Origin of the sequence: Cellulosimicrobium sp. I38E, assembly GCF_001647255.1 — a bacterium.
GTDB lineage: Bacteria > Actinomycetota > Actinomycetes > Actinomycetales > Cellulomonadaceae > Cellulosimicrobium > Cellulosimicrobium cellulans_E.
The window spans coordinates 1-26,065 of record NZ_LUAZ01000043.1 but is presented as its reverse complement, the minus strand read 5'-3'; the positions used below and the strand labels follow the sequence as shown (position 1 = coordinate 26,065).

Sequence of the window (26,065 nt, the reverse complement as noted above, 5' to 3'; positions counted from 1 at the left end):
AGGCATGAGCACCGGGAACGGGATGAACGTCGGGATCTTCGTCTTCGACGAGGCGGAGGAGCTCGACGTCGCCGGGCCGTTCGAGGTGCTGTCCGCGTGGGCCGAGCACTCCGCGCTCAAGCCGCACGTCTCCACGTTCTCGTGGGACGGCGGCGGCGTGCGCCTCGCCAAGGGGTTGCGCCTGCTCCCGGACCGCTCGGCGGACGACGTCGGTCCCCTGCACCTGCTGGTCTACCCCGGCGGGTGGGGGACGCGCTCCCTCCTCGCGGACCGCGTGCACCTCGAGTGGCTGCGCGCGATGCGCGCCCAGACCCCGGTCATCGCGAGCGTGTGCACGGGCTCGCTCGTGCTCGCGGCCGCGGGGCTGCTCGCGGGGCGGCCCGCGACGACGCACTGGGAGCACTACGACGAGCTCGCGGAGATCGACCCGAGCATCGTGGTCGACACGGAGGCACGGTTCGTCGACGACGGCGACGTCGTCACGTCCGCGGGCGTGTCCGCGGGGATCGACATGGCGCTGCACCTCGTCGCGCGCCTGGAGAGCGACGACGTCGCGCGCGCCGTGCGCCGTGGCATCCAGTACGACCCCGACCCGCCGGTCTGAGCCGCGGGCGGACCGGCCCTGCGCGCGAGCGTCAGTCGCCGACGACGACCGCCCTGCGCGCCGGGGCCGTGTAGCGACCCGTCCGGTGCGCCCCGACGTCGAAGAGCACCGTACAGAACGGCGGGACCGTCGCGGCCAGCGCGAGGAACGTCGTCCAGAGCGACCAGCGGACGCGCACCGCGACGAGCACGGCGAGCGCCACGTAGACGAGCACGAGGGCGCCGTGGATCGGTCCGAAGATCTCCACACCACGTTCGGTCGTGCCGGCGACCCACTTGAGGTACATGCCGACGAGCAGCCCGGCCCAGGAGAACGCCTCGGCGATCGCGACCGCCCGGAAGGCGCGCACCTGCCAGGGGTGCGCCGGGGTGGGAGACCCAGTGTCGGCGGTGGCGGTGGGGCGAGGGGCAGGGCTCGTCGTCGTCACGGCGCGCATCCTCGCACACGGAGATGACAGACCTTGCCGGACGTCGATCGCCACAAGTACCCGATACCGCTGGTGCGGGGTAGTAGCCTGCCCGGGTGACCCGCCAGATCCAGCTCCTCGTCGCCAGCACGTTGCCGCGCAAGGCGGTGCCGGGCCGCGGCGTCCTCGAGCCGTCCGTCACCCGGATGCGCGTGCACCCGGGCGACCTCGACTTCTACCTGCACGTCAACAACGGGGTCTATCTCCAGATGATGGACGTCGCGCGCAGCAACTTCATCGCCGACCTCGGCGGGTTCCCGCTGCTCAAGGAAAAGGGCTGGTACCCCGTCGTCGCGGCGTCGACCATGAAATACCGCCGCTCGCTGCAGCTCTGGGACCGCTTCGAGATCGCGACGCGCGTCCTCGGGTGGGACGAGCGCGTCGTCTACCTCGAGCAGGTGTTCTCGCGCGGTGGCGACCTGTGCGCGCGCGGCCTCGTCGCGGGGCGGTTCCTCGCGCGGGGGTCCGGCGACCGGATCGCCGCGCCCGACGTCGTCGGGCTCCTGGGCGGCGACGTCACCTCACCCGAGCTCCCCGACGACGTCGCCCGGTGGTCCCGGGCGGTCGACGTCGCGCACCGCGGCTGACCGCCCGGCACCCTGGTCGCGCGCGGGTGCCGGGTGCTTCGATGGCTCGGTGACCGCCGACCGAGCACCCGACCCCGATCCGCGCCCGGACCTCCCCGCCACCGACCCGTTCGACGCGACCATGGTCCCGGCCCTGCCCTGCCGGGACATCGACGAGCTGCGCGACTTCTGGACCGCGCTCGGCTTCGACGTGACCTACCGCCAGCTACGACCCAACCCGTACCTCGCGGTGCGGCGCGGTGGCGTGGACATCCACTACTTCGGGCTCGACGGGATCGAGCCGCAGGACAGCTACAGCACGTGCATCGTCGTCGTGGAAGACACGGAGCCCGTCTTCGAGGCGTTCGCCGCGGGCCTGCGCGCGCGCTACGGGCGCCTGCCGCTCACCGGCTTCCCCCGCATCACGCGCCCCCGACGCCGCGCGAACGCGGGCGGCACGACGGGCTTCAGCCTCGTGGACCCCGCCGGCAACTGGGTGCGCGTGATGCGCCGCTCCCCCGCCGCGGCGGCGCCGGCCACGGACGCGGCCGGGGCGTCCGCCGTCGACGCGTACGCCGCGCGCCCCGAGGGTCGCCTCGCCCGGGCGCTCGACGACGCCGTCGTGCAGGCGGACTCGCACGGCGACCCCGTCCAGGCCCGCAAGATCCTCGCGGGTGCACTGCGGCGAGCCGGGGACGACGCCGACGCCGCCGACCGTGTGCGCGCCCTCGCCTACCTCGCCGAACTGACCGTCCGTGCGGGCGACCCCGACGCGGCCTGCACGCACCTCGACGACCTCGACGCGTTGGCGGGCGACCTCGCCCCCGACGTGCGCGCCGCCGTCGAGCAGACCCTCGCCGAGGCGGCGGACCTGCGGACGGCGCTCCCCGGCTGACCGGGCGAGCGCCGCCGCGCGGGACCGCGGGCGGGGGTCAGGCGACCGCGCCGCCGAGCCGGGCGAGCAGGAGCGCCTCGGCGAGCACGACCTTCTCGAGCTCGCCGAGGTGCACCGACTCGTTCGCGCCGTGCGCGCGCGAGTCCGGGTCCTCGACGCCGGTCACGAGGATCGCCGCGTCGGGGAACACCTCGAGCAGGTCGGCGATGAACGGGATCGACCCACCCACGCCGATGTCCACGGGGTCGGTGCCCCACGACGTCGCGAACGCCCACCGCGCGGCCCGCATCGCCTCGGAGTCGCCAGGGGCGAGGAACGGCTTGCCCTGCTCGCCGTCGCGCACGGTCACGCGCGCGCCGAGCGGCGCGCTCGACTCCAGGTGGGTGCGCAGCGCCGCCATCGCGGCGGCCGGGTCCTGCCCCGGCGCGAGCCGCACCGAGAGCTTCGCGGTCGCGCGCGGGGTGAGGGTGTTGGACGCGTGCGCGACGCTCGGCGCGTCGAGACCGATGACGGCGATCGCCGGCTTGGTCCACAGCCGCCCGGCGATGCTGCCCTCCCCCGCGAGGACGGTGCCGTCGAGGAGCGACGAGTCGGCCCGGAAGTCGGCCTCGGCGTAGTCGACCGTCGGCTCGGCGGCCGTGACGAGCCCGGGCACGGCGACGTTGCCCGCGTCGTCGTGCAGGGTCGTGATCAGCCGCGCGAGGAGCGTCACCGCGTCGAGCACGGGGCCGCCGAACATGCCCGAGTGCACCGCGTGGTCGAGCACCGCGACCTCGACCTCGCAGTCCACGAGGCCGCGCAGCGACGTCGTGAGCGCCGGGACGCCGATCTTCCAGTTGGACGAGTCCGCGACGACGATGACGTCGGCCGCGAGCAGGTCGCGGTACTGCGTGAGGAACGGGAGGAACGTCGGCGAGCCGATCTCCTCCTCGCCCTCGACGAAGACCGTCACCCCGACGGGGAGGTCGCCGAGCTCCGTGCTCGCAGCCAGAGCACGCAGCGCGCCGAGGTGCGCCACGACGCCCGCCTTGTCGTCGGCCGCGCCGCGGCCGTACAGGCGCCCGTCGCGCTCGGTCGGCTCGAACGGGTCGGTCTCCCACGTGGCGGCATCGCCCGGGGGCTGCACGTCGTGGTGCGCGTACAGCAGGACGGTCGGGGCGCCGTCGGGCGCGGGGCGGCGCGCGACGACGGCGGGCGCGCCCTCCGTGCCGTCGGCGGTCCGGGCGCGCAGCACCTGCACCTCGGGCAGGCCGGCGTCGCGCAGGAGCGCGGCCACGGCGTCCGCGCTCGCGGCGACGTGCGCCTGGTCGAACGCGGCGTTCGAGACGCTGGGCACGCGCACGAGGGACTCGAGATCCGCGCGCAGCGCGGGGAACAGGCGGGCGACGGTCTCGCGGAGCGTGGTCGCGAGCTCGGGGCCGGGCGCGGCGTCGGGCGTGGTGCCGGGCGCGGTGTCGGGCGCAGGGACGGTGGGGTCGGGTGAGTTCGTCACGACGAGCACCGTACGACACCACGTGCCGGCCGGTCCTGGGACCGGCGTCCGGCACTGCCCCGGCTCGACTACGCTGGAGGGGTGTTCTCCCGCAACAAGCCCGCCGCGACGCCCGCCGCCCCCGACCCTGTCGAGCAGGCGGCCGAGATCGAGGCAGCCGGCAAGGGCCGCCCGACGCCCAAGCGCAAGGTCTCCGAGGCCGCGAACAAGCGACCCCTCGTGCCGAACGACCGTCGCGCCGCCGCGAAGTCCGCGCGGGAGAAGCAGCGCGAGATGCGCGACCGCCAGTACCAGGCGATGCAGACCGGCGACGAGCGCTACCTTCCGCCGCGCGACAAGGGCCCGGTCAAGCGCTACGTGCGCGAGTACGTCGACGCGCGCTGGAACCTCGGCGAGTTCTTCCTCCCCGTCGCGCTGGTGTTCATCGTCTTCTCGTTCCTCACCGCGCAGAACCAGGACCTCGCGTTCCTCACGGTGATGACGCTCTACGTCATCGTGCTGCTGACCGTCGTGGACGGATTCATCATGTGGCGCCGTCTGCGCAAGCGCTTGCTCGCGAAGTTCGGTGAGGTCCCCAAGGGCACCGTCATGTACGCCGTCATGCGCGCGTTCCAGCTCCGCCGGGCCCGCCTGCCCAAGCCGACGCACAAGAAGCACGGCGTCTACCCGGAGTAGCCGCCCGCGGGCGTCCTGCAGCCCGCTAGCCTCGACGTCATGGCGCAGCGCGTGACCGACCTCGAGAGCTTCACGCCCCGGATCTCCGACGCGGTGGTCGACGACCTGCGCTCGCGCCTGCGGGCGACCCGGTGGGTCGACGCCCCGGACGGGCTCGGGTGGGACGCCGGCACGGACGTCACGTACCTGCGCGACCTGGTGGCGTACTGGGCCGACGGCTTCGACTTCTCCGCGCACCAGGCACAGCTCTCCGCGCTCCCGAGCCGGCGCGCCACGATCGACGGGACCCGCGTCCACCTCCTGCACGCGCTCGCGACCCCGCGACCCGGTGACGCGCCCCCGCTCCCGCTCCTGCTCACCCACGGCTGGCCCGACTCCGCGTGGCGGTACCGCAAGGTCGTGCCGCTCCTGACCGACCCCGGCGCCCCCGCCGCCTCGGACGGAGCGGGGCGACGCACCTTCGACCTCGTCGTCCCCGACATGCCCGGCTTCGGCTTCTCCGACATCCCCACCGGCCCGACCCTGGACAACCGCACGGTCGCCGCCCTGTGGGCCGAGCTCATGACCGCCCTCGGCTACGACCGGTTCGTCGTCGCAGGCGGGGACATGGGCAGCCACGTCGCCCGGTTCCTCGCGCTCGACTTCCCCGACCGGGTCATCGCGGTGCACCGCACCGACGCCGGGCTGCCCCTGTTCGCAGGTGACCCCGCGTCGCTCACGCCCCAGGAGCGCGACTGGCTGGAGGAGAGCGCACGGTGGCGCACGACCGAGGGCGGCTACGCCGCCGTGCAGGCCACCAAGCCGCAGTCGCTCGCGGTCGGCCTCACCGACTCCCCCGCCGGGCTCGCGGCGTGGGTCGTCGAGAAGCTGCGGTCGTGGAGCGACTGCGACGGCGACCTCGAGTCCGTGTACACGCGCGACGAGGTCCTCGCCCTCGTCACCGAGCACTGGGCGGCCGGCACCTTCGGGGCCGGGCTGCGCGCCTACCGGGCCAACGCCGCGATCCCCCGCGAACAGCTCGCCCGACGCGTCGAGGTGCCGTCCGGGTTCTCCGTCTTCGCCGGCGACGTCGTCCGGCCCCCGCGCGCCTGGCTCGACCGTGTCGCGAACACCGTGTACGCCACGGAACCGCCGCGCGGCGGGCACTTCGCCCCGTTCGAGCAACCCGAGGCCTACGCCCACGAGCTGCGGTCGTTCGTCGACCGGCTGTAGGGACCCCCAGCGCAAGAGGCGCACCGGCCGCGGGCTTCTTCACTGACCGGTGCCCCCTGCGGCGCCTCGGCCGCACTTCACCATAAGAACCGGTTCCGGGTGCACGCCACCTGTCGCCCCCGGCGCATCGGGAGTACGGTCGAAGGGTCGAGTCTGGACCTGGCTCCTCATCCTCTGGAGAAGACGGAGCACGACGATGTCCGTGGACGACCATGCCATCGGGCACGCCCTGGCCCGCGGTGCGAGCCAGCAGATCGGCCGGTACCGCCTGGAGCTGGCGACCGGCACTTGGTGGTGGTCGTCTGAGACGTACCGGGTGCACGGCTTCGAGCCGGGCGAGGTGGTACCGACCACCGAGCTCGTCCTGGCGCACAAGCACCCCGACGACCGCGACCGGGTGCGGCAGATCCTCGACGAGGCGCGGGCAACCGGAGAACCCTTCTCCAGCGTGCACCGCATCATGGACGCCCGCGGCAAGGAGCGCTACCTCGTCATCGTCGGCCAGGGCCGTCGCGACCCGGTCACGGGCATGGTCGTCGAGCTCCTGGGGTACTTCGTCGACATCACCTCCACCGTGGCCGCCGGCGGGGAGGAGAGGGCGCACCGCGACATCGCGGCGGCCGCGGCGGGACGCGGACCGATCGAGCAGGCGAAGGGCATCCTCGTCGCGACGCACGGCGTCGACCCCGACGAAGCGTTCGGTCTGCTCAGGCGGGCGTCGAACGACAAGAACGTCCGTCTGCGAGACCTCGCGCACGTCGTCGTCGACGAGGCCACGCGCTCCGGCGCGGACTGCGCCGAACGCGTCGCCGCCCTCCTGCGCTAGGCGACCGAGCGCGCGAGCCCCGCCCTCACGCCGACGAGCGGGGCTCGGGTCGTCGCGCTCTCCCCCGTCGCCTTCGACGCCGCGTCGCACCCTGTCCAGCGACGCGTCGGACACCATCTCGCCCTTGTCGCTGCTCAGAGCGTCGGACGCCTGGCTCTGCAGGTCGTCGGTACCTCGGATCTCGTTCCCGCCGAGGTGCATCCGAGAGCGGGATCCGCACGGAAGGAAGGACGGGCGCCACCACGGCGCTCGGCAGTGCGAACTGCCTCGTGTGGAGACGGAAGGACTCGACGATGACCCTTCGACACGCTCTTCGATGCTCGGTCGCGGCCGTGGGCGCCGCGACACTCGGCCTGGCGGGTGTGGTGGTGGCGGCCCAGCCCGCCGCGGCCAGCACGCCCGGAACGACCAGCCTGGCCCAGGTGCTCGCAGCGGACGGCGACACGTTCGATCGCGACCCGTACGACTTCGACGTCCTCGACCGGGCCGTGGCTGCAGTGCTCGCGGCCAAGCCCTCGAGCCCGGTCGCCGTGCTGGCGGACGGGACCCTGCCGCTGACGGCCTTCGTGCCGAACGACCGCGCGTTCCAGCTCTTCGCGTGGGACCTCACGCACCGGTGGCCGCGCACGGAGCAGGCCGCGCTCGAGTCGATCGCGGGAACCGTCGGGATCGACGCGGTCGAGCAGGTCCTGCTGTACCACGTGGTCCCGGGTGCCACGATCGACTCCCGCACGGCGTTGCGATCGGACGACGCCGTGCTCACCACGGCGCAGGGGGCCGGTGTGCGGGTGGACGTGATCAGCCGCTGGGTGCCGCTGGTGCGCCTGGTCGACCAGGACCGCAACGACGTGGACCCGTTCCTGATCAGGTCACAGCTCGACCTGAACAAGGGCAACGCGCAGATCGCGCACGGCATCACCGCCGTCCTGCGCCCGGTGAACCTCTAGCGGGTCGACGGGAATCGGGCGGGTGCGGCGGAGCGCGTACGCGCTCCGCCGCACCCGTGGGCCCCGCACTGCCGCACGGCTCGTCGTCCGGACGCTCGTCAGTCGCCCAGGCGTCCGGCCTACCTCGCCGGGATGCGGACGCCAGCAGACCGCAGGCGGCCCTCGACCAGAGCGACGCCCTGTGCGGCGGCCGTCCCCTCGGCCTCGCCGTGGTGCGCGATCAGCTCGTAGCGGGCAGCGGCGTCGGTGCGCGCGCGCAGGCTGGTCACGATCCGCAGCCGTTCCGGGTGAGCGAGGAAGTGTTCGGCCATCGCGCCGGCGTACTCCGCGACCCGCGGGTCGTCCGGCTCCAAGGCGGACATCTCGACGCCCCGATGGATCAGGGCGACGAAGGCCGGGTCGTCCACGGCCTCGGTGACGCCCGCGACGTAGTCGTCGAACTTGTCCGGGACCAGAGCCCGGGCCAGCACCATGCCCTCGCGCGCCGCGGCCACCTCCGAGGCCGGGAAGCCGAGACCGGGCATGCGGTCCAGGAGGGCGACGGCGGCGTCGGGCAGCAGGGCACGGTCACCGTCGGCGAGCCGACGCAGCGCCGCCGCCTGCGCCGTCAGCTCGTCGATGCGCTCGGAGAGCGTGCGCTCGACGGCGGCGAGGCCGACGGCGAGCGCGTCAGGGTTCGCGTCGAGCAGGTCCGCGATCTCCGCCAGCGGCACGCCCGCAGCGGCGAGCGCTCGGACCCGGACGAGCCGCAGGAGATGGGCGGAGCCGTACCGGCGGTAGCCGGAGCCGTCGCGCTCGGGCTCCTCGACGAGTCCGACCTTGTGGTAGTGCCGCACCGTCTTCACGGTGACGCCGACGAAGGCCGCCGCCTGCCCGATCGTGACCCCGTCTGCCATGGCCCCAGTATGCGTCGCCGCTGGTCACGACGGCAGGGGTGTCCGGGCACCCGGGCAGGGGTGCCCGGACCATGGGTCAGCGGGCGACGCCGTCGCCCGGGAACACCGTGGCGAGGAGAGACTTCTGCAGCCCCTGGAAGGCGCTCTGGATGGTCATCTCGGGGTCGTCGACGCAGTTCACCGCGGCGGCCATGACGGTGCTGCCGTCCGGCGTTCCGAACATCAGCGTCGCGTAGCCGGCCATGCCCCCGTTGTGGGTGACGAGCGTGCGCCCGTCCTCCGTCTCCAGGACGAACACGCCCAGGCCGTACCCCATGCCCGGGAGAGGGGTGGCGTACGGGTCGCACATCTGCTCGACGAGGGCGGCTGGCAGGAGCCTGCCGCCGAGCAGCGCGGAGAAGAACGTCGCGAGGTCGCGGGGGGTCGAGATCATGTCGCCGCCCGTCGAGATCCAGGACGGGTCGTGGCGCGACACGTCGACGGTCTGCTCCTGGCCGTCCTCCTCGTAGCGGACGTAGGCGTGGGCATGCGGCTCGGGCAGGTCCGGCGACGCGTCCGGCACGACGGTGCCCGTCAGACCCAGCGGCCCGCTGACCAGCCGGTTCATCTCGTCCGCCAGGGTGCGTCCGGTGACGTTCTCCACGAGCAGGCGGAGCAGCACGTAGTTCGTGTTGGAGTAGCTCCACCTCGTGCCGGGCTCGAACCGCGGCGCCCTCGACAGCGCGAACCTCACCAGGTCCTGCGGGCGATGCGTCTCGAACCGCGCGTCGAGCCACTCGCGGGCCGCCGGCCCGTAGTTGCTCGGCATCCCCGTCTCCCACGTGCCGTCGGCGGCGGCGTCGCCGGTGAAGTTGAAGACGCCGCTGGTCTGCTGGAGCAGCATACGGACGGTGATGCGCGGGTCGAGCCCGAGCTCGGGCAGGTGGGTAGCCGCCGAGTCGTCGAGGCCGAGGCGGCCTTCGTGCACCAGCAGCAGGACGAGCGCAGCGGTGAAGGTCTTGGTGTTGCTGCCGATGCGCGTGTGGCTGTCGACCGACGGCGCGGCGGTCCCGCCGAGCTCGGCCAGGCCCGCGGCGGCGGCCCACTCTCCCTGCGCGTCGTGGACGCGCAGGGAGATGCCGAGGACGCGGTCGTCCACCAGGGTGGCGAGCGTCTCGCGCACGTGCGGGCGGTCGGCGACGGCGGACGGGGTGGTGGTCATGGGGGTGCTCCCTCGGTGCTGGTGACGGCTCCCTGCCGTCGACGACGAGCGTTCACCCTGACCCCGGGGCAACCTCAACTGTGACCTGCGTCACGCGCAGCCGGGTTCCGGTCGCGCGGTCGACGGACGCGGCCCCGCGTGCTGAGTTCGTCCCCTACGGTCCCGGGTACGCGAGGATCCGCACGGCCGCGGAGTCGGGCGAGGACGAGGCGGGCGGGCTGCGCCTGGCCGAGGCGGCCGACGTCTCGCGGGGCGGGCCGTTCGTCCTGCTGTTCTCCGCGGACCTCGACGCGACCCTCGCCGCCGTGCAGAGCGCGGGCGGTCAGGTGGTCGAGGGCCCGTACGAGTTCCCGGGCGGCCGCCGGTTCCACTTCCTCGACCCGAGCGGCAACGAACTGGGGGTCTGGGCGACGAGCTGACGGCCGAGCCGGAGTATGCAGCCGCTTCTCCGTGCCGGTCGCACCTGACCGGACGTGCCAGGCCGGGCGACGGCGCCGCAGCGATGTCGTTCCACGCCTGGTCGCGACGCCGGCGCGTTCCCTATCTTGTGCGTATGCATGGCGGTGGGCCCCTTCTCGGCCGGGTCGGCGAACGGCACCAGCTCAACGCGCTGGTCAGCGGTGCGCGCAACGGTCGCGGCGGCGCGATGGCGGTCCTCGGCGAGCCCGGCATCGGCAAGACGACTCTGGTGGCTGCGACATCGCGGGAGCCCGGTCTCACGGTGCTGCACGCCGACGGGTACGAGTCCGAGTCGTCGATGGCCTTCGCCGCGGTCCAGCGCCTCGTGTCCCTGCTGCACGATCATCTGGACTCGATCCCGGCGAGACAGCGCCAGGCCGTCTCCGTCGCGTCCGGGCGGGCGGACGGCCCTGCTCCCGACCGCTTTCTCGTCGGACTCGGCATGCTGAGCCTGCTCGCAGCCGCGAGCACGGGACAGCCGGTCGTGTGCGCCGTCGACGACGCCCATCTCGTCGACCCCGAGAGCCTGCACGTCCTGGCCTTCGTCGCGCGCCGACTGGCCGCGGAACGCGTGGCGATGGTGTTCGCCGGACGCGAGGAGCCCGTGCTCGTCGAGCGGTTGACGGGAGTCCCGCACCTCGTGCTCACGGGGCTCGACCCCGAGACGGCGGTGCGTCTGCTCAACCGCTCATCACACCGTCCGCTCGCACCGCCGGCCGCCATGGCGATCGCCCGTGCGACGGGCGGCAACCCGCTCGCGCTGATCGACCTCGCGGGCGAGGCACTGGTGCACGAGCTGCCCGACCTGGGCATCTCGGACGAGCCGGTCCCGATCGGTCGCCACCTCGAAGAGCACTACGTGCGCCGGGTGCGTCAGACGGAGGCCTCCGTCCAACGCTGGGTGCTGCTCGCGGCGGCGGACCCGACGGGGAACGTCGACCTGGTGTCCGACGCCGCGCGAGCGCTCGGCCTGGACCCCGACGACGGCGACCGTGCGGAGCTGGCCGGCCTCCTCTCGCTGGCACCCGCGGTGCAGTTCAGGCACCCGCTGGTGCGGTCCGCCGTCTACAACGCCGCTTCGGGGGCGGAGCGACGGCACGTGCACCGCGCGCTGGCGCGCGCGGCTGATCGGCTCGGTCTGGTCGAGCCGGAGGCCTGGCACGCGGCCCGTGCGGTCGTCGGGACGGACGAGGCGGTCGCTGGCCGGCTCGCCCACACCGCCGACCTCGCCGCGCGACGAGGCGGCTTCGCCTCGCGAGCCAGCATCCTGGCCAGGGCCGCCGAGCTCACACCGCCCGGGCCGGCGCGCGAGGACCGTCAGGCCGCAGCGGCGGAGGCCGCACTGGCTGCGGGCGCCGCTCACGTCGCCATGCGCCTCGTCGAGGAGTCCGACCTGTCGGCGGCGGGGCCGGTGGCCCAGGGACGCGTGACGCTCGTGCGCAGCGCGCTCGGCATGTTCGTCGGCGACGCCGACGGCGTGCGGGGAGCGACCGCCGCGTGCTTGGACGCAGCCCGCCACTTCCACGGCCACGACGTGGAACGCGAGCAGCGCGCCCTGCTGCAGGCGTTCGAGATGAGCTGCACGGCCGAGTTCGCGATGGTCGGCGTCACGCCCGACGAGCTGGGTCGTCGCCTCGTCGCCGGCGCGGAGCTCGCGCCGGGGCCGGCCGGGACCATCCTGCGGGGGCTGGGCGCACTCGTCCTGGACCCCTACGACCAGGCGGTCGGCCCCGCACGAGGTGCCTTGGACGCGATCCTCGCGCTGCCCGACGACCAGATGATGCGCAGGCACAGCGCCATCGCGTCGCTGGGCACGTTCCTGTGGGACGACGCCGGCCGCGCGGACGCGCTGGGACGGGCGGCGCGGGCCGCCCGGGACGCCGGCGCACTGCAGCAGCTCGACAGCATCCTGTGGACGACGGCGATCTCAGAGCTGTGCGGCGGGACGTTGCAACGTGCCGCCCGCGCCGACGACCTCGTCCGCGAGGTGCGCCGCGCCATGGGCTACGACGCGGAGAACGTCGTGAACGCGGCCGTGCTGGCCTGGAACGGCACCCCGCACGAGGTCGTCCTCGCGGTCGCGCAGGGTGCCCTGGAGACCGGCTTCGGAGGGGTCACGTCCTCGGGCGTCGCGGCCCTCGTGGTGCGCGACCTCGCCGACGGCAGCTACCGCGACGCCTACGAACGCCATCTCCCGCTCGTCACCCGGCCGTTCCTGCACGTGACACCCAGCCAGTACGGCGACTTCGTCGAGGCGGCCGTGCGCAGTGGGCACCCCCACGAGGCGAACGCCTACGTCGAGGACCTGGCTCGGCGCGCCGACGCCAACGGGTCAGCGTGGTGCCGAGGTGTCGCCGAGCGCGCGCTCGCGCTGACGGCGGCCGACGACGACGCCGAGCCGCACTACGTCGCGTCCCTCGACGCGCTCGCCACGACGCGGGCGGAGATGGACCTGGCACGGTCCCACCTGCTCTACGGCGAGTGGTTGCGCCGCGCCCGGCGCCGCCGAGACGCCGCCCGCCAGCTACGGCTCGCGCTCGACCACTTCCACGACAGCGGCGCCGAGCTCTTCGTCGCCCGGACCCTCGCCGAGCTGAGGGTGGTCGACACAGAGGCGCGCGTCGACGGCCGGACGAAGCACCTCGACCTCACGGCGCAGGAGCTCACCGTCGCGCGTCTCGCCGCCGGCGGGCGGACGAACGCCGAGATCGGCGCCAACCTGTTCATCAGCCCGAACACGGTGGACTACCACCTCCGCAAGGTCTTCCAGAAGCTCGGGATCTCGTCCCGGCGCCAGCTCGCCGACCGGATCTCCGACCGCGGCACCTGAGGACGCCGAGCGGCGCCGGCTCGCTCGGGACTACGAGCGGCACGTGGTCCGGCCCGGCGAAGGGCGGGCGAGTCTCGAAGGGCCCGATCCACACTCCGACCGCGGAGGACCCGATGCCCTACATCACCGCCGACGACGGCGCGCAGATCTTCTACAAGGACTGGGGGACGGAGGGGACCCCCGTCGTCCTGAGCCACGGCTGGCCGCTCAACGCCGACGCCTGGGAGGCGGCCGCGCTGTTCCTCGCCGAGCACGGCCACCGCGCGATCGCCCACGACCGTCGTGGGCACGGCCGGTCGAGCCAGACCTGGCACGGCAACGAGATGGACACCTACGCCGACGACCTCGCCCAGCTGCTCAACGCGCTCGACGTCACCGACGCGACGCTCGTGGGCCACTCCACCGGCGGGGGCGAGATCGCCCGCTACGTCGGGCGGCACGGCACCGCCCGCGTGGCCAAGATGGTGCTGGTCTCGGCCGTACCGCCCCTTATGCTCCAGACCGACGACAACCCTGACGGGCTGCCGCTCGCCGTCTTCGACGGGATCCGGTCCGGCGAGGTGGCGAACCGCTCCCAGCTCTATCGCGACCTGGCCGACGGCCCGTTCTTCGGCCACAACCGCAACAACGACGTCCCGCAGGGGTTCCGCGACGCCTTCTGGCTGCAGAGCATGGCGTGCGGCCACCGTGCCGCCTACGAGTGCATCGCCGCGTTCTCCGCGACCGACTTCCGCCCGGACCTCGCGGCGATCGACGTCCCGACCCTGGTCATCCACGGCGACGACGACCAGATCGTCCCGTTCTCCGTCGGCGGCCTGCGCACGGCCGACCTCGTCGACGGTGCCGTGCTCACGGTCTACGAGGGCAGCGGTCACGCCCTGCCCGACACCGACCGTGAGCGGCTGCACGCTGACCTCCTCGCCTTCATCGACGCCTGAGCACACCAAGGAGACGCACCATGAACGACGTCACCCGACCGGACACGGTCGTCCTCATCCACGGCCTGTGGATGACCCCGCGCAGCTGGGAGCACTGGGTCACGCACTACGAGGCCAAGGGCCTCACCGTCCTGACCCCCGCGTACCCGGGCTTCGAGATCGAGGTCGAGGCGCTGCGGGAGAACCCCCAGGTCATCGCCGACCTCACCGTCCCGGAGACCGTCGACCACCTCGCCGCGGTCGTCGAGGGGCTCGCCACCCCGCCCATCATCATGGGCCACTCGTTCGGCGGCGTCATGACGCAGCTGCTGCTGGCCAGGGGTCTGGGAGCGGCGGCGGTCGTGATCGACTCCGCACCCACCGAAGGGGTGCACGTGACCCCGGTCTCCCAGGCTCGATCGCTGTTCCCCGCGCTGCGCAACCCCGCCAACCGTCGGCGCGCGGTCGCGTTCACGCCCGAGGAGTTCCACTACGCCTTCACCAACACCCTCAGCGCGGAGGAGTCGCAGCGCGTCTACGACCGTTACGCGATCGCCGCCCCGGGGGCCTGGGTGTGGGAGTACGGCCTCTTCGCGAACTTCAAGCCCGGACCCCAGGAGACCTGGGTCGACTACACCGCGGACCGGGCACCGCTCCTCTTCATCGCCGGCAGCGAGGACCACATCATGCCGCCGGCCGTCAACCGGTCCAACGCCAGGCACTACCACCGCTCCCCCGCGGTGACGGAGTACGTCGAGCTCGAGGGCCGGGACCACTGGACCTGCGCAGCGCCGGGCTGGGAGGCCGTGGCCGACCGCGCCCTCGAGTGGGCCCTCGCCCAGTCCGCGGTCCGGAGCGAGGTCGGCTGACAGCCGCCACGAACGACCCCCGTCGCCCGCAGTGGACGGCCGACGGGGTCGTTCGTGGATCCGTCCCCTGCGTGCCCTCGGTCTTGCCGCCGCCTACCCGCACGGGCCGGGAGCATCCCCCGTCCCCGGGCGCTCGCCACCTGGCTCGTCGACCGTACGTGCCGCCGCTCGTGGGCCCGAGGGCCGCTGCTGTGGGACGGCCGGGGCAGAGTAGGGCGGTGAGTACTGACCGCGCACCGTACGCTCCGGTGCTGCGCGCCCGCCCCACGATCGCGCACCTCGACGCGGACGCGTTCTTCGCGGCGGTCGAGCAGCACCAGCGGCCGTCGCTGCGGGGGCGGCCGGTGCTCGTCGGTGGCGTCGGCCCGCGCAGCGTCGTGGCGACCGCGTCGTACGAGGCACGGCAGTACGGCGCACGGTCGGCCATGCCGATGGAGCAGGCACGGCGGCTGTGCCCTCCGTCGACGGTCGTCGTGGTGCCGCGGTTCGCCGCGTACGCGGCGTACTCCGCCCGGATCATGGCCGCGTTGCGCGAGGTCACCGACCTCGTGGAACCGGTGAGCATCGACGAGGCGTTCGCGGACGTCGCGACCGCCGTCGCGCCGAGCACCGACCTCGACGTGTTCGCCCGGCGGATCCAGGAGCGGGCGCGCGAGCTGAGCGGGCTGCCGGTCTCCCTCGGGCTCGGCCGGTCCAAGCTCGTCGCCAAGCTCGCCTCGGAGGCGGCCAAGCCCGGTGGCGTCCGGGTCGTCGAGGGAGCCGACGAGGACGCGTTCCTGCTCGACCTGCCCGTGCGGGCGCTCTGGGGCGTCGGCCCGGTCTCGGCCGCGCGACTCGACGAGCACGGGGTGCGTACCGTCGCAGACCTGCGCCGCCAACCGATCGACGCCTTGCTCCAGATGGCCGGCGAGGCGGGCGGCACCAACCTGTACCGGATCGCGCGCGGCTGGGACGACCGGCCGGTGGCGACGGTGCGTGAGCGCAAGTCCGCCGGTGCCGAGCACACCTTCGACGCCGACCTCCACGGCCGCACCGCGGTCGACGCGGCGCTGGACCCCGTGGTCGACGCCGCGCTGGCCCGTCTGGAGCGGCACGCCGTCGCGGCACGCACGGTCGTCGTCAAGGTGCGCCTCGCGTCGTTCACGACCCTCACCCGCTCGGTGACGCTGCCCCGGCCGACGGCCGACGACGGCGCGCTGCGCGACGCCGCGCACCGCGCCCTCCGCCTCGCCGACGTCTCCGAGCCCGTCCGCCTGCTCGGCGTCGCGTTCCACGGACTCTCCGAGCACGCCCAGCTCATGCTGCCGCTCGGCACCGACGAGCACGAGGCTCCCGCGCCCGCCGCCGCCGAGGCAGCGCCCACGACACCGGCGACTGGCCCGGTCCGGGCGACGGCCGCTCTCCTCGCGCCCGGCCTGGACGTCGAGACCGCGACCGACGGTCGGGGGTGGGTCGTGCGCGTCGGCGACGACGGGCGCGTCGCGGTGCGCTTCGAGACCGCGCAGACCGGGCCCGGCTACCAGCGCTGGATCGACCCCGCCGTCGAGGACCTCGCGCTCGTCGAACCGCTCGGCCCGGACGGTGAGCCCGTCCGGCCGACGGCCCCGGACGACGACGTGTGAACGCGGCCCCCACGCGCCCAGCGGACGCGCGCGCTTCGCCCTCCGCCGTAGGCTCGCGACCATGCGCTACCGATACCTCGGCAACTCCGGCCTCAAGATCTCCGAGATCACCTACGGCAACTGGCTCACCCACGGCTCCCAGGTCGAGAACGACGTCGCGACGGCGTGCGTCCACGCGGCACTCGACGCCGGCATCTCGACGTTCGACACCGCGGACGTCTACGCGAACACGAAGGCCGAGCAGGTCCTCGGCGACGCGCTGAAGGGCCAGCGTCGCGAGTCGCTCGAGATCTTCACCAAGGTCTACTGGCCGACCGGCCCCGGCGGCCCCAACGACACGGGCCTGTCGCGCAAGCACGTCATGGAGTCGGTCAACGGCTCCCTGAAGCGCCTCGGCACCGACTACGTCGACCTCTACCAGGCGCACCGGTACGACACCGAGACGCCGCTCGAGGAGACGATGCAGGCGTTCGCGGACATCGTCCGGCAGGGCAAGGCCCTGTACATCGGCGTCTCCGAGTGGACGGCGGACCAGATCCGCGCGGGCCACGCGCTCGCGCAGGACCTCGGGTTCCAGCTCATCTCCTCCCAGCCGCAGTACTCGATGCTGTGGCGCGTCATCGAGGAGGAGGTCGTGCCGACCTCGCGCGAGCTGGGCCTGTCGCAGATCGTCTGGTCCCCGATGGCCCAGGGCGTGCTCTCGGGCAAGTACCTGCCCGGCCAGGCGGCGCCCGCGGGTTCGCGCGCGGCCGACGAGAAGGCGGGCCGCGGCGGGATCTCGCAGTTCATGACCGACGACGTCCTGACCCGGGTGCAGGGCCTCAAGCCCGTCGCGGACGAGCTGGGCCTGACCATGCCGCAGCTCGCCGTCGCGTGGGTCCTCCAGAACGACAACGTCGCGGCGGCGCTCGTCGGGGCCTCCCGACCCGAGCAGGTCGCCGAGAACGTCGAGGCGTCGGGCGTGACGATCCCGGCCGAGCTCCTGGCGCGCATCGACGACGTCCTCGGGGACGCCGTCGAGCGCGACCCGGGCAAGACCGCCGAGAACGCGCCGCAGACGCGCGTCGCCTGACTACGGCGCACCACGCGCGACGACGGCCCCGGCGATCGTCGGGGCCGTCGTCGTCTCCTCACCGGCCGGTCTCGGGCATGCCCCCCTCGTCCGGCCGGGGGCCTGTGGTCGCGGCGACCGGCTCCCGCGGCTCCGTCCTGACGTGCGCCCGACGACGCACCCGGGCGGGGCGCTGGTCCGCGAGCCCTCGCGGGGCGAACCAGCGCGCGGTGAGCTGGACGATCGGCCCGACGCCGACCGCGTAGGCGATCGTCGCCCAGCCCAGCGTGCCGCCGAGCACCCAGCCCACCGACACGACGACGACCTCGATGAGCGTGCGCACGAGGCGCACCGACCAGCCGGTGCGCGCGACCAGGCCGGTCATGAGCCCGTCGCGCGGGCCGGGCCCGAGGCGCACCCCGAGGTACGCCGAGGTCGCGAGCCCGTTGAGCACGATCCCGCCGACGGCGAGCGCGACGCTCGCGGCGACGCCGGGGTCGGGCACGAGGCGCGTCACGAGCGCGATCGCCGGGTCGATGGTCAGGGTGATGACCACGACGTTCGCGATCGTCCCGATCCCGGGCCGCTGCCGCAGCGGGATCCACGCGAGCAGCGCGAGCACGCTGAGGGATCCGACGACGACGCCGAACGGCAGCCCGGTGCGGAGCACGACGCCCTGGTGCAGGACGTCCCACGGCATCCCGCCCTGACCCGCGTGGAGCAGCATCGCCATGGAGAGCGCATAGGCGAGCAGGCCGAGGAGGAGCTGGACGGCACGACGGGTGGGGCTCATGCGAGCCATCCTGACGACCAAGTGGCATCGACATCCATAGCCAATCGCGAGAGAGTGGCCCCATGAGCCTCGCCCCGCTCGGGTCCGTCGACGTCCACCGCCACCTCTCCCCCGCCGCCGCGGCGCGGTTGCTGGGTCGCTGGCACGCGGGCGGCCCCGCGTACACCGCGCTGGCCGACGCGCTGCGCGCCGCCGTCCTCGCCGGCACGCTCGCCCCGCACACGCGGCTCCCCTCCGAGCGCGACCTCGCCGTCGCGCTCGGCGTCTCCCGCACCACCACGGCGGCCGCGTACGGGCGGCTGCGCGAGCTGGGCTTCGCACGCTCGCGCACGGGGTCGGGGACCGTCGTCGTCCTCCCCCGCGCGACGCGACCCCGGACCGCACCTCGCGCGCGCGGGGGCGACGCGCCGCCCGCACCCGCCCCCCACGTCGCCCCGATCGACCTCGCCGACCTCTCCCAGGCGACGTCCGCCGCCCCGAGCGGGCTGCACGGCGCGTACTCGCGCGCGCTCGAACGCCTCCCCGAGTACCTGTCCGGAGGCGGGTACGAGCCGTACGGCGTCGGCGTCCTGCGCGAGGCGATCGCCGACCACCACACGCGGCGCGGCACGCCGACGACGCCCGACGAGGTCCTCGTCACGACCGGTGCCCAGCACGCGATCACCACGCTCGCCGGCACGCTCCTCGGCGTCGGAGACCGCGCCGTGGTGCAGTCGCCCACGTACTACCACGCGATGGAGGCGCTGCGGCGGGCCGGGGCACGGCTCGTGCCCGTCCCCGTGGGGCGCGGCGACCGGGAGGCGCACCCCGGCCGCGACCGGGACGCGCCCGGGTTCGACGTCGACCTCTTCGGATCCACGCTGCGCCAGGTCTCCCCGCGACTGGTGTACCTCGTGCCGGACTTCCACAACCCGACCGCCTACACGCTCACGGCCGAGGAGCGGGCCGGGGTGCGCGACGCCGCGGCGCGGCACCGCGTGACCGTCGTCGGGGACGAGACCCTCACGGACCTCGACCTCGACGGCGACCCCGACGCCGTCGGCCCCGTCACCGAGCCGCTCGCCGGCGACGGGACGTCGCCGTTCGTCGTCACCGTGGGCTCGGCGTCCAAGTCGTTCTGGGGCGGGCTGCGCGTCGGGTGGGTCCGCGCGCACCCCGACCTCGTCGCGCGGCTCGCGCGCACGCGGCAGTCCGCCGACATCGCGACCGCGGTGCTCGAGCAGCTCGCCGTCGTCGAGCTGCTCGACGACGCGGGCAGCGTGCTCGCCGAGCGCCGCCGGATGCTGCGCGCCCAGCGCGACCTGCTGTGCGGGCTCCTGGGCACAGCGCTCCCCGACTGGCGGGTGCACGTCCCGGAGGGCGGTCTGTCGCTCTGGGTCGACGTGGGCGCGCCCGTCGCTCAGGCGTTCGCCGCTGCGGCGGCCGCGGAGGGAGTCCTGGTCAACGCCGGCCCGACGTTCACCCCGGACGGCAGCGCCGCTGACCGCATCCGCCTCACGTTCTCGCGCCCGCCCGAGGAGCTGGAGCGGGCCGTCCCGCGGCTCGTCGCGGCGTGGTCACGCGTGGCGGCATGATGCCGCCGGGCCGTCGGTACGTGACGGACGCGGTCAGCGAGAGCGGAGCTCGACGGACGCGGTCGCCTGCGTGCCGTCGTGCAGGAGCCGCGCGACGGCGGCGCCCTCGGCGGCCAAGGTGCGCCACGTCTCGCCGAGCCACTGCTCGGCGTCGTACTGCGTCGTGAAGACGGGACTCACCGGCGCGGCGAGGACGCGACCCTCGGCGTCGTCGAGCTCCCAGACCCACTGCGGCCGGATCATCGTGCCTCCCTCGCCTCGGCGCCGCGCACGTGCTCGCCCGGCTCCGGGTGGCGCGCGAGCGACCGGTTGATGCGCGCCGCCCAGAGCGGGCCCTGGTAGAGGAACCCGGTGTACCCCTGAACGAGGTCGGCCCCCGCGTGCAGGTAGTCGCGGGCGTCGTGCGCGGTCGTGATGCCCCCGACGCCGATGATCGCGCGCCGCGTGCCGAGGCGCTCGCGCAGGCGCGCGACGACCGCGAGGCCGCGTGCGCGCACGGGCGGGCCGGACAGCCCGCCGGGCCCGCGGTCGTGCCCGATCGTCGTGTTCACGGCGACGACGCCGTCGAGGTCGAGCTCGTCGACGAGGTCGGCGACCGCGTCCACGTCCTCGTCCGCGAGGTCGGGCGCGATCTTGACGAGCAGCGGCACCCGGGCGACCCCCGCGTCCGCGGTCGCGGCGTCGGCGGCCTCGCGCACCGCCACGAGGATCGGGCGCAGCGACTCGACCTCCTGGAGGTCGCGCAGGCCCGGGGTGTTGGGCGAGGAGACGTTGACGACGAGGTAGTCCGCGTACGGCGCGAGCAGCCCCGCGCTCGTCGCGTAGTCCGCCGCGGCCTCGGCCGCGGGCGTGACCTTCGTCTTGCCGATGTTGGCCCCCACGAGCACGGCGCGTCCCGACCTCGTCGAGCGCAGCGCCTCGAGCCGGCGGGCGGCCGCCGCGGCACCCTCGTTGTTGAAGCCCATGCGGTTGCGCACGCCCATCACGTCGAGCTCGCGCCACAGGCGTGGCTTCTCGTTGCCCGGCTGCGCGTGCGCCGTGACGGTGCCGATCTCGACGAACGCGAACCCGAGCATCGTGAGCCCGCGCACGGCGCGCGCGTCCTTGTCGAACCCGCCCGCGAGACCGAAGGGCGCGGGGAAGACCTTGCCCAGGACCTCGACGCTGCCCCGACCCCCTGCCGCGCGGCCCAGGTAGGGCGCGAGCGCCCCCTGCACGACGTCGCGCAGCACCGGCACGCGGCCGACGGCGCCGATGAGGTCGAACGCGACGTGGTGCGCGCGCTCGGGGTCCATCCGACGGAAGACGGTGTCGAAGAGCAGCCCGTACAGGAGCGGTCGGCGGCGGGTCATGCGGCGTCCTCCGGGGCGTCGGTGGTGGTGCGGCTGCTGGTGGTGCTCGGGGTGTCGTCCTGCGAGGCGGCGCCCGGACGGGTGCGCCAGAGCCACCACAGCCCCACGAAGGGCAGGACGAGCGGCACGTAGCCGTAGCCCTGCCCGAAGCCGGACCAGACGGTCGCGCGGGGGAAGGCCTCGGGGTCGGCGAGCGAGAAGGCGCCGACGGCGAGCACGCCGACGAGCTCGACGCCCACCGCGACCCACGCGACCCGGCGCGCGACGGCACCGCCCCGCGCGAGCGCGACCGTCGCGACGACGTACACGGCCGCCGCGAGCGCAGACAGCGCGTACGCGAGCGGCGCCTCGTGCCAGTCGCGCAGGAGCTGCACGGCCGCGCGGGCCGAGGCCGCGAGCGCGAAGATCCCGTACACGGCGACGAGCACCCGGCCGAAGCCGGTGTTCGTGCGACGGGGGCGCGGCGTCCCGTCCGGGGCGGCAGGTGCGCTCATGGCGAGGACCTCCAGGTCAGGCGTTCCAGATCTGCCACAAGCGCCACTCGAGGAACGCGACGGTGAGCGCGGCGACCGCGAGCACGACCGAGCTCCAGCGCGAGCGCTCCGCGAAGGCCCACAGCGCGGCGACGGGCAGGATGAAGAGGGCGGTCACGAGGTAGCCCCACAGCAGCACGGGGTCGCTCGGCGCGGTCCCGGTGGCGCCGAGCACGCCCACCACCACCGCCTGCACGAGGATCAGCCCCTCGATCACCGCCGCCCCCCAGAGCTGGCGGAGGATCACCGCACGGTCGCGTGCGACGAACACGAGCGCCCAGCCGGCGAGCGCGACGCACGCCGCGACCACGAGCAGCAGGAGGGGAAGGACCACGCGGCCGAGCGTACCGGGGGCGGCCCGCGGCCATGGAATCGGTCCACAGGTCCCGCGGCCCGAGCGGGGGCAGGGGCCGCGCCCTCGGAGATAGCATCGCGGGGTGGCTGAACTGACCGTCTCCAGCAAGAATCCCGCCGGTGCCAAGGTCGACGCACTCGTCGTCGGCACCCACACGACGTCCGACGGCGTCGCGATCGTCGGGGGCGACCTGCCCCGCCCGGTGGTCGCCGCTCTCGAGGACCTCGCACCCGCGCTCGGCATCACGGGCGCGGCCGACGAGGTCCGCAAGGTGCCCGCCGGGCCCGAGCTCAAGGCCGACGTGCTCGTCCTCGTGGGCCTCGGCGCACGGCGCGCGGACGGCACCTTCAGCGCCGAGGCGCTGCGCCGCGCCGCCGGTGCTGCGCTGCGCGGGCTCGCCGGCGCGGCGTCGGTCGCCGTCGCGCTCCCCGTCGAGGACGAGACCGAGCTCGGCGCGGTCGCCGAGGGGGCGCTGCTCGGCGCGTACGCGTTCGCGCGCTACCGCACGGGCGAGGCCGCATCGTCGGCCGCGAGCCGCCCGCCGGCGTCCGTCGAGATCCTCGCCGGGAGCGCGCGCAGCTCCGCGTCCAAGGCCGCCGTCGAGCGGGCCAAGGTCGTCGCGGCCGCGGTCAACGCGACGCGCGACCTCGTCAACGCGGCGCCCAACGACCTCTTCCCGGCCGCGTTCGCCGACGTCGCGAAGCAGGCCGCCAAGGACTCCGGCGCCAAGGGCCTCAAGGTCACGGTGCTCGACGACAAGGCGCTCGCCGCGGGCGGCTACGGCGGTCTGGTCGGCGTGGGCCAGGGCTCGGCGCGCGGTCCGCGCCTCGTCAAGGTCGCCTACGCGCCGTCGCGCCCCGCCGCGAAGGTCGCGCTCGTCGGCAAGGGCATCACGTTCGACTCGGGCGGCATCTCGATCAAGCCCGCCAAGGGGATGGAGGCGATGAAGTCCGACATGGCTGGCGCCGCCGCCGTGCTCCAGACGGTCGTCGCCGCTGCACGCCTCGGGCTGCCCGTGGCCGTGACGGGCTGGCTGTGCCTCGCGGAGAACATGCCGTCCGGCACCGCCCAGCGCCCGTCGGACGTCATCACGATCCGCGGCGGCAAGACCGTCGAGGTGCTCAACACCGACGCCGAGGGCCGCCTGGTCATGGCCGACGGCCTCGTCGCCGCGGTCGAGGAGAAGCCGGACGTCGTGCTCGACGTCGCGACGCTCACCGGTGCCCAGATGGTCGCGCTCGGCAACCGCGTCTCCGCCGTGATGGGCGCCGACGACGTGCGCGCCGAGGTCGTCGCGGCGGCGGACGCGGCGGGCGAGCAGTTCTGGCCGATGCCGCTGCCCGAGGAGCTGGGCGCGTCGCTGAAGTCGAAGGTCGCGGACCTCGCGAACATCGGCGACCGGTTCGGCGGCATGCTCGTCGCGGGCCTGTTCCTTCAGGAGTTCGTCGGCGAGACGCCGTGGGCGCACCTCGACATCGCCGGTCCGGCGTTCAACGAGGGCTCCGCGCACGGGTACACGCCGGTCGGCGGCACGGGCGTCGCCGTCCGCACCCTGCTCAGCCTGGTCGAGGGCCGCGCCCGCCGCTGAGCCGACCTCGCCGAGCAGGTGGTCGTGGTCCGTCCGGGTGACCAGACGGACCACGACCACCTGCTCGACCCGGCTGACCGCCCGGTCGGCCGGTCAGGAGCTCCGGCGCTGCCGCTGGCGCGAGTTCCAGTCCCGCATGCGCTGCGGGTAGCCGGTGAAGCGGACGTTGTAGACGGGCACGCCCAGCGAGCCGGCGACGTCGAACGCCGTCTTCTCGTCGGGCACACGGCGCCGCGTCCACTCCCCCGTCGTCGCGATGAGCAGGAGCGTCGCCCCGGTGTCCTGCGTGGGCGGCTCGACGTACGCCTCGACCCCGACGCGCGTGCGCACGAATTCCTGGAGGTGGGCGAGCGTCGCGCGGCGGGCGTCCGACGGCGCGGCGGAGCCGCCGGTCGCGGACGGGGTCGTCGCGGGGCGGCGGGAGAACAGGCTGGACAGCTTGGGCAGCCGGGGCACAGCGGCAGGGTACAGCGTGACCCTGGTCATACGGTGGGCGCCGCTGTCTGCAGCGTCACAGCCGCGAGGCCCTGGTTTCGATTGGGGAGCCCGTGCCCGAGGTGCCAAGATGGCACCCGGAGAACGTTCACGCACCGTGGGCCAGCGGTTCTCGCGAGGCCCGCCGACGTGCCGTGGGCGTCCGCCCTCGCTCTCCCCTCGCTGAAGGAGTCGCACGTGGCCGAACCCGGCACACCATTCGACGTCGTCGTCCTGGGCGGAGGCAGCGCCGGCTACGCCACCGCGCTGCGCGCCGCCCAGCTCGGTCTCTCCGTCGCGCTCGTCGAGTCGGGCAAGCTCGGTGGCACCTGCCTGCACAACGGGTGCATCCCCACCAAGGCCCTGCTCCACGCGGCCGAGCTCGCCGACGGCGCCCGGGAGGGCGTGAAGTTCGGCGTCCGCAGCACGTTCGACGGCATCGACATGGCAGGCGTCAACAGCTACAAGGACGGCGTCGTCGCCGGGCTCTACAAGGGGCTCCAGGGGCTCGTCTCCTCGCGCGGCATCACGTTCGTCGAGGGGCACGGCCGGCTCGTGTCGCAGGACACCGTCGAGGTCGACGGCACCCGCTACACCGGCCGCCACGTCGTGCTCGCGACCGGCTCGTACTCGCGCTCGCTCCCGGGCCTCGAGATCGCCGGCCGCGTCATCACGTCCGACCAGGCGCTGGGGCTCGACCGCGTGCCCACGTCGGTGGTCGTGCTCGGCGGCGGCGTCATCGGCGTCGAGTTCGCGAGCGTGTGGAAGTCGTTCGGCGCCGACGTCCAGATCGTCGAGGCGCTGCCCCACCTCGTGCCCAACGAGGACGAGGCGCTCTCCAAGTCGCTCGAGCGCGCGTTCCGCAAGCGCGGCATCAAGTTCTCGCTCGGCGACCGGTTCGCGGGCGTCAAGGAGACCGACTCGGGGGTCACCGTCACGCTCGAGTCCGGCAAGACGTTCGAGGCCGAGCTGCTGCTCGTCGCCGTCGGGCGCGGACCCCGCACCGCGGACCTCGGGTTCGAGGCGCAGGGCATCACGCTCGACCGCGGGTTCGTGATCGTCGACGAGCGCCTGCACACGGGCGTCGGGAACATCTGGGCCGCGGGCGACATCGTGCCCGGCCTCCAGCTCGCGCACCGCGGGTTCGCGCAGGGCATCTTCCTCGCGGAGCAGATCGCCGGGCTCGACCCGACGCCGATCGTCGAGTCGTCCATCCCGCGCGTGACGTACTGCGAGCCCGAGGTCGCGTCCGTCGGCGTCACGGAGGCCGCGGCGATCGAGACGTGGGGCGCCGACCAGGTCGAGTCCCTCGAGTACAACCTCGCCGGCAACGGCAAGAGCAAGATCCTCGCGACCAGCGGCTTCGTCAAGCTCGTGCGCCGCAAGGACGGTCCCGTCGTCGGCGTGCACATGATCGGCGCGCGCGTCGGCGAGCTCGTCGGCGAGGGCCAGCTCATCGTGGGCTGGGAGGCGTACCCCGAGGACGTCGCCGCCCTGGTCCACGCCCACCCCACCCAGAACGAGGCACTCGGAGAGGCGCACCTGGCCCTGGCCGGCAAGCCTCTGCACGCCCACAACTGACCCCAACGATCGAAGGAGACCAGGCAGGTCATGTCTGAGAACGTGCAGATGCCGGCCCTCGGCGAGTCCGTCACCGAAGGCACCGTCACCCGTTGGCTCAAGTCGGTCGGCGACACCGTCGCCGTCGACGAGCCGCTGCTCGAGGTCTCGACCGACAAGGTCGACACCGAGATCCCGTCGCCCGTCGCGGGCGTGCTCGAGCAGATCCTCGTCCAGGAGGACGAGACCGTGGAGGTCGGTACCGACCTCCACGGCCTCGTCCTCCTGGACGAGGATCTGCTCGAGCA

At 74.0% G+C, this 26,065-nt stretch carries 27 protein-coding genes; 17 read left to right on the top strand and 10 right to left on the bottom strand.

Going from position 1 to position 26,065, the window contains the following annotated elements; translation table 11 throughout:
* Positions 1 to 4 precede the first annotated feature (4 nt).
* Positions 5 to 604: a DJ-1/PfpI family protein gene (locus A0J59_RS14530; RefSeq protein ID WP_064316583.1), complete on the top strand. Its 600-nt coding sequence runs from the start codon at positions 5 to 7 to the stop codon at positions 602 to 604.
* Positions 605 to 635: 31 nt separating this feature from the next.
* On the opposite strand, the gene A0J59_RS14525 is transcribed toward A0J59_RS14530, so the two are convergent.
* Positions 636 to 1,031 carry a DUF3817 domain-containing protein gene (locus tag A0J59_RS14525; RefSeq protein WP_255365235.1) on the bottom strand — a complete coding sequence of 132 codons (396 nt, stop codon included), beginning with the start codon at positions 1,029 to 1,031 and terminating at the stop codon, positions 636 to 638.
* 95 nt (positions 1,032 to 1,126) lie between these two features.
* Between A0J59_RS14525 and A0J59_RS14520 the strand changes: the two genes are divergently transcribed.
* Entirely contained in the window at positions 1,127 to 1,657 is a 531-nt protein-coding gene (locus A0J59_RS14520; RefSeq protein ID WP_064316581.1) for a thioesterase family protein, read from the top strand.
* Between the two features lie 49 nt (positions 1,658 to 1,706).
* Positions 1,707 to 2,531 carry a hypothetical protein gene (locus A0J59_RS14515; RefSeq protein WP_220084490.1) on the top strand — a complete coding sequence of 275 codons (825 nt, stop codon included), beginning with the start codon at positions 1,707 to 1,709 and terminating at the stop codon, positions 2,529 to 2,531.
* Between the two features lie 37 nt (positions 2,532 to 2,568).
* Here A0J59_RS14515 and A0J59_RS14510 read toward each other — a convergent pair whose 3' ends face one another.
* Entirely contained in the window at positions 2,569 to 4,023 is a 1,455-nt protein-coding gene (locus A0J59_RS14510) for a dipeptidase (protein WP_082919058.1), read from the bottom strand.
* Positions 4,024 to 4,104: 81 nt separating this feature from the next.
* Between A0J59_RS14510 and A0J59_RS14505 the strand changes: the two genes are divergently transcribed.
* From A0J59_RS14505 to A0J59_RS14490, 4 genes are all read left to right on the top strand, one after another.
* Complete coding sequence (locus A0J59_RS14505; protein ID WP_064316580.1) at positions 4,105 to 4,698, top strand: DUF3043 domain-containing protein; 594 nt, start codon at positions 4,105 to 4,107, stop codon at positions 4,696 to 4,698.
* Between the two features lie 39 nt (positions 4,699 to 4,737).
* Positions 4,738 to 5,910, top strand: a complete 1,173-nt coding sequence (locus tag A0J59_RS14500) for an epoxide hydrolase family protein (protein ID WP_064316579.1) — start codon at positions 4,738 to 4,740, stop codon at positions 5,908 to 5,910.
* A gap of 202 nt (positions 5,911 to 6,112) precedes the next feature.
* Positions 6,113 to 6,736 carry a PAS and ANTAR domain-containing protein gene (locus A0J59_RS14495; RefSeq protein ID WP_255365234.1) on the top strand — a complete coding sequence of 208 codons (624 nt, stop codon included), beginning with the start codon at positions 6,113 to 6,115 and terminating at the stop codon, positions 6,734 to 6,736.
* A 293-nt stretch (positions 6,737 to 7,029) separates the two neighbouring features.
* Entirely contained in the window at positions 7,030 to 7,683 is a 654-nt protein-coding gene (locus A0J59_RS14490; protein ID WP_064316577.1) for a fasciclin domain-containing protein, read from the top strand.
* Between the two features lie 119 nt (positions 7,684 to 7,802).
* Here A0J59_RS14490 and A0J59_RS14485 read toward each other — a convergent pair whose 3' ends face one another.
* Together A0J59_RS14485 and A0J59_RS14480 are read right to left on the bottom strand one after the other, a co-directional pair.
* On the bottom strand, positions 7,803 to 8,579 hold the full coding sequence (locus A0J59_RS14485; protein ID WP_064316576.1) for a MerR family transcriptional regulator: 777 nt from the start codon (positions 8,577 to 8,579) through the stop codon (positions 7,803 to 7,805).
* A gap of 76 nt (positions 8,580 to 8,655) precedes the next feature.
* Positions 8,656 to 9,780 (bottom strand): serine hydrolase, encoded by a 1,125-nt coding sequence (locus A0J59_RS14480; protein WP_082919055.1) that lies wholly within the window; start codon positions 9,778 to 9,780, stop codon positions 8,656 to 8,658.
* Between the two features lie 80 nt (positions 9,781 to 9,860).
* Between A0J59_RS14480 and A0J59_RS22120 the strand changes: the two genes are divergently transcribed.
* The 6 genes from A0J59_RS22120 to A0J59_RS14450 all read left to right on the top strand — a co-directional run bounded on the left by A0J59_RS22120 (position 9,861) and on the right by A0J59_RS14450 (position 17,549).
* On the top strand, positions 9,861 to 10,199 hold the full coding sequence (locus A0J59_RS22120) for a VOC family protein (protein ID WP_220084489.1): 339 nt from the start codon (positions 9,861 to 9,863) through the stop codon (positions 10,197 to 10,199).
* A gap of 134 nt (positions 10,200 to 10,333) precedes the next feature.
* Positions 10,334 to 13,069, top strand: a complete 2,736-nt coding sequence (locus A0J59_RS14470; RefSeq protein ID WP_064316573.1) for a LuxR family transcriptional regulator — start codon at positions 10,334 to 10,336, stop codon at positions 13,067 to 13,069.
* Between the two features lie 113 nt (positions 13,070 to 13,182).
* Positions 13,183 to 14,007, top strand: coding sequence for an alpha/beta fold hydrolase (locus A0J59_RS14465; protein WP_053371249.1), 825 nt, complete (start codon positions 13,183 to 13,185; stop codon positions 14,005 to 14,007).
* Between the two features lie 20 nt (positions 14,008 to 14,027).
* The gene (locus A0J59_RS14460; RefSeq protein ID WP_064316572.1) at positions 14,028 to 14,855 is read left to right on the top strand and encodes an alpha/beta hydrolase; all 828 of its coding nucleotides are present in this window, start codon (positions 14,028 to 14,030) and stop codon (positions 14,853 to 14,855) included.
* Positions 14,856 to 15,073: 218 nt separating this feature from the next.
* Positions 15,074 to 16,477 carry a DNA polymerase IV gene (locus A0J59_RS14455; protein ID WP_172820067.1) on the top strand — a complete coding sequence of 468 codons (1,404 nt, stop codon included), beginning with the start codon at positions 15,074 to 15,076 and terminating at the stop codon, positions 16,475 to 16,477.
* A gap of 61 nt (positions 16,478 to 16,538) precedes the next feature.
* Positions 16,539 to 17,549 carry an aldo/keto reductase family protein gene (locus A0J59_RS14450; RefSeq protein WP_047234259.1) on the top strand — a complete coding sequence of 337 codons (1,011 nt, stop codon included), beginning with the start codon at positions 16,539 to 16,541 and terminating at the stop codon, positions 17,547 to 17,549.
* 58 nt (positions 17,550 to 17,607) lie between these two features.
* Here A0J59_RS14450 and A0J59_RS14445 read toward each other — a convergent pair whose 3' ends face one another.
* Entirely contained in the window at positions 17,608 to 18,321 is a 714-nt protein-coding gene (locus A0J59_RS14445; protein ID WP_231581922.1) for a YitT family protein, read from the bottom strand.
* A gap of 62 nt (positions 18,322 to 18,383) precedes the next feature.
* Here A0J59_RS14445 and A0J59_RS14440 point away from each other — a divergent pair, with 62 nt between their 5' ends.
* Complete coding sequence (locus tag A0J59_RS14440; RefSeq protein ID WP_064316571.1) at positions 18,384 to 19,895, top strand: PLP-dependent aminotransferase family protein; 1,512 nt, start codon at positions 18,384 to 18,386, stop codon at positions 19,893 to 19,895.
* Positions 19,896 to 19,928: 33 nt separating this feature from the next.
* Here A0J59_RS14440 and A0J59_RS14435 read toward each other — a convergent pair whose 3' ends face one another.
* From A0J59_RS14435 to A0J59_RS14420, 4 genes are read right to left on the bottom strand one after another with little or no spacing between them, the layout of a single operon-like run.
* Positions 19,929 to 20,138 (bottom strand): hypothetical protein, encoded by a 210-nt coding sequence (locus A0J59_RS14435; protein ID WP_047234257.1) that lies wholly within the window; start codon positions 20,136 to 20,138, stop codon positions 19,929 to 19,931.
* Positions 20,135 to 21,247 (bottom strand): quinone-dependent dihydroorotate dehydrogenase, encoded by a 1,113-nt coding sequence (locus tag A0J59_RS14430; RefSeq protein WP_053371244.1) that lies wholly within the window; start codon positions 21,245 to 21,247, stop codon positions 20,135 to 20,137. The genes A0J59_RS14435 and A0J59_RS14430 overlap by 4 nt, the downstream gene beginning before the upstream one ends.
* Complete coding sequence (locus tag A0J59_RS14425) at positions 21,244 to 21,741, bottom strand: hypothetical protein (RefSeq protein WP_064316570.1); 498 nt, start codon at positions 21,739 to 21,741, stop codon at positions 21,244 to 21,246. The genes A0J59_RS14430 and A0J59_RS14425 overlap by 4 nt, the downstream gene beginning before the upstream one ends.
* A 16-nt stretch (positions 21,742 to 21,757) precedes the next feature.
* On the bottom strand, positions 21,758 to 22,114 hold the full coding sequence (locus tag A0J59_RS14420; RefSeq protein ID WP_047234254.1) for a hypothetical protein: 357 nt from the start codon (positions 22,112 to 22,114) through the stop codon (positions 21,758 to 21,760).
* A gap of 103 nt (positions 22,115 to 22,217) precedes the next feature.
* On the opposite strand from A0J59_RS14420, the gene A0J59_RS14415 reads away from it, so the two are divergent.
* On the top strand, positions 22,218 to 23,723 hold the full coding sequence (locus tag A0J59_RS14415; protein ID WP_064316569.1) for a leucyl aminopeptidase: 1,506 nt from the start codon (positions 22,218 to 22,220) through the stop codon (positions 23,721 to 23,723).
* A 93-nt stretch (positions 23,724 to 23,816) separates the two neighbouring features.
* On the opposite strand, the gene A0J59_RS14410 is transcribed toward A0J59_RS14415, so the two are convergent.
* Positions 23,817 to 24,170 carry an oxidoreductase gene (locus tag A0J59_RS14410; protein WP_255365237.1) on the bottom strand — a complete coding sequence of 118 codons (354 nt, stop codon included), beginning with the start codon at positions 24,168 to 24,170 and terminating at the stop codon, positions 23,817 to 23,819.
* Between the two features lie 225 nt (positions 24,171 to 24,395).
* Here A0J59_RS14410 and lpdA point away from each other — a divergent pair, with 225 nt between their 5' ends.
* Together lpdA and A0J59_RS14400 are read left to right on the top strand one after the other, a co-directional pair.
* Positions 24,396 to 25,778 carry a dihydrolipoyl dehydrogenase gene (lpdA, locus tag A0J59_RS14405; RefSeq protein WP_064316586.1) on the top strand — a complete coding sequence of 461 codons (1,383 nt, stop codon included), beginning with the start codon at positions 24,396 to 24,398 and terminating at the stop codon, positions 25,776 to 25,778.
* A gap of 30 nt (positions 25,779 to 25,808) precedes the next feature.
* Positions 25,809 to 26,065 (top strand): biotin/lipoyl-containing protein (locus tag A0J59_RS14400; RefSeq protein ID WP_304439891.1); only part of this gene is annotated, 257 nt, incomplete at its 3' end.